The 2,516-nt window shown below is 59.1% G+C and carries 3 protein-coding genes; all 3 read right to left on the bottom strand.

Going from position 1 to position 2,516, the window contains the following annotated elements:
* Positions 1-28: 28 nt before the first annotated feature.
* Genes tnpC through ACGYLA_RS19410 form a run of 3 tightly spaced genes read right to left on the bottom strand, consistent with a single transcriptional unit; the run spans position 29 to position 2,443 of the window.
* On the bottom strand, positions 29-1,621 hold the full coding sequence (gene tnpC / locus ACGYLA_RS19420; protein ID WP_394434616.1) for an IS66 family transposase: 1,593 nt from the start codon (positions 1,619-1,621) through the stop codon (positions 29-31).
* A gap of 55 nt (positions 1,622-1,676) precedes the next feature.
* On the bottom strand, positions 1,677-2,030 hold the full coding sequence (gene tnpB / locus ACGYLA_RS19415; RefSeq protein ID WP_136720649.1) for an IS66 family insertion sequence element accessory protein TnpB: 354 nt from the start codon (positions 2,028-2,030) through the stop codon (positions 1,677-1,679).
* Positions 2,024-2,443, bottom strand: coding sequence for a transposase (locus ACGYLA_RS19410; RefSeq protein ID WP_394434614.1), 420 nt, complete (start codon positions 2,441-2,443; stop codon positions 2,024-2,026). The genes tnpB and ACGYLA_RS19410 overlap by 7 nt, the downstream gene beginning before the upstream one ends.
* Positions 2,444-2,516: the final 73 nt, after the last annotated feature.

The raw sequence follows: 2,516 nt of genomic DNA, 5'->3' as shown, positions 1-2,516 counted from the left end.
GTAAGCGGCGGCTACGTAGCACTTAGGATCAGCTTGACGGCTGGAAATTCCACGGAAGTAGGTCGTCGATGCGATTGGCCGGATGGCCTGCTGCAATCGCTTCAAGCGTCGCTTTGAGATATGCGAACGGTTCGACATCATTGACCTTCGCAGTCGCTATGAGAGATGCGATGCGGCCCCAGGCGTGGCCACCTTCGTCGTGACCGGCAAAAAGCGCGTTCTTTCGCGTCAATGCAATTGTTCGGATCAGGTTCTCGACTGCATTGGAGTCGATCTCGACCCGGCCGTCGTGCAGGAAGGTCTGCAGCCCGCTCCACTGCCGATGGATATAGGTCAACTTCTCGCCGAGACGGGACTTCGAGGAAATCCGGCGCCGTTGGCTCTGAAGCCACTCGCCGAACTCTGCCATCAATGGTGCCGTGCGGGCCTGACGTGCCGAGAGACGCTGACCCGGACCCATCCCACGGATCTCGCTTTCAATGCGGTAGAACTCTGCGATCCGACGCAGCCCTTCTGCGGCGATCTCTGAGCCGTCTCGATCAAAGACCTCTTTCAGCTTGCGGCGTGCGTGTGCCCAACAATACGCGACAGTGATTGGCGCGCCACCTTTCCGCGACGGGCGCGTGAGCCGGTTGTAGCCAGCATAGCCGTCCAGTTGCAGAGTGCCGTCAAAGCCCCGCAATATCTGTTCTGCATTCTGCCCTGCACGACCCGGGGCATAGGTGAAGACAACGCCTGGCGGATCATCTCCACCCCATCCTCGGTCGTCGCGCGCCAGTGCCCAAAGGTATCCTGTCTTCGTGCGGCCTCGACCCGGGTCCAGAACGGGGACCGTTGTCTCATCCATAAATAGCTTGCCGGACTTCTTTAGATGCTCAGCCAAGCGGTCCACGACAGGGCTCAGATGGAAAGCCGCTGTGCCCACCCAATCGGCCAAAGTGCTGCGGTGGATATCGATGCCGGAGCGGGCAAGGATTTGGCTTTGACGATACAACGGCAAATGGTCTGAGAATTTGCTGACAAGCACATGTGCGATGGCGCCCTCAGTCGGCAACCCGCCTTCGATCAGATGCGCAGGAGCCGGGGCCTGCGTGATACCTTCAGCGCAGGAACGGCAAGCATATTTGGGGCGAACGGTGACGATGACACGCAGCTGCGCTGGAATGATATCCAGCCGCTCGGTGCGGTCTTCACCTATACGGTGCATCTCGCCACACCCGCAGGGGCAGTTCAAACTCTGAGGCTCGACCACCCGCTCAACCCGCGGGAGGCCTGCGGGAAGATTGCCACGATTGCGCCGGGCAGCTTTGCGAGGCCGTGCCTCTGAGGGCGCCTGCTCAGCTTGCTGATTCTCAACTTCAGCGACGGCAACTTCAAGGTCTTCAAAAGCCAGCTGCCGTTCATCCTCGCTTAACTTCTCCGAGCGCTTGCCATGTGTGGCGTTCTTGAGCTCGGCAATGAGGTGCTCCAGACGCTTAACCAAAACTTCCAGCTCAGATGTTTTGGTTTGTAGCCCGGTCGTCTCTTGCTTCAGCGATTTGTTCTCGCGCAGCACCGCCAAGACAGCTTCACGCTGGCTCTCGGGGATGGCAGATATATCGATGGGCGGCAGGTCGGACATGCCCGGAGTATAGCTTGATTTACGCCCAAATGGGCAGGTCTTTTGGGCACCCGAGTCACTCTGCCGCAGCCGGTCTGCGGGGTTCTAAAGAGCGCACCCGGCGCCAGTCCAGCCCTGCAAAAAGCGCCTCGAATTGGGGGCGGTTCAGGGTGATCACGCCATCTCGAATGGCGGGCCAAATGAAGCTGTTCTCCTCAAGTCGTTTGTAGGTCATCACGAGCCCGCTGCCGTCCCAGAACAAAATCTTCATCCTGTCGGCCCGTTTGGCGCGGAACACAAAGACTGTTCCGGTAAAGGGGTCTTGGGCCAATGCCGACTGCACCATCGAAGCCAATCCATCGTGTCCTTTACGGAAGTCCACCGGCCGCGTCGCAACCAATATCCGAACGCCTTGCGATGGCATCAGCATGAAGAAGCTTCAAGCGCATGGGCGATCTCTGCAATCCGGGAGGCAGATGTCTGCAGCGGCAGCTCGATGGCGATCTCTCCAAAGATCAATCTGATCGCCTCATTCGGAACAGTCAGAGCTTCTGTGGGCTCTTCCGGCCCAGCAGAAACCACCAGTGGAGCGAAGAGCGGCTCAGCGGCCTCCGGCGCCGGCAGCAACAGCTTTCCTTGTTTGGCCAGACGACGCCACGCCGATAGCTGGTTCGGAAGGATGCCATATCGCTCAGCAACAGCGTTCACCGTTACACCGACCTCAAGCGTGTCCGCCACCGCCTGTGCTTTTGCGGTATCCGACCAACGGCGATGGCCGGACGCAAAAATCTCAACGCCAAGCGATCTGAGAAACGAATTTGTAGCGCACATTGCGAAACGCACTCCCCGTCATAAGATGCGTTCGTTCTCGCAGCGCGGATCACACCCTACAACGTGACTCCGGGCCACCGCTTAC

The sequence above is a fragment of the Sulfitobacter sp. 1A13679 genome (assembly GCF_043557115.1).
Classification (GTDB): domain Bacteria; phylum Pseudomonadota; class Alphaproteobacteria; order Rhodobacterales; family Rhodobacteraceae; genus Sulfitobacter; species Sulfitobacter faviae.
Note: the sequence above shows the minus strand (reverse complement) of the source record. Positions and strands in the feature narration are given on the sequence as shown.

Excerpts from the sequence above, each read along its gene's own strand:
- tnpC (WP_394434616.1), bottom strand. The coding sequence starts at position 1,621 with ATGTCCGACCTGCCGCCCATCGATATATCTGCCATCCCCGAGAGCCAG.
- tnpB (WP_136720649.1), bottom strand. The coding sequence starts at position 2,030 with ATGCTGATGCCATCGCAAGGCGTTCGGATATTGGTTGCGACGCGGCCG.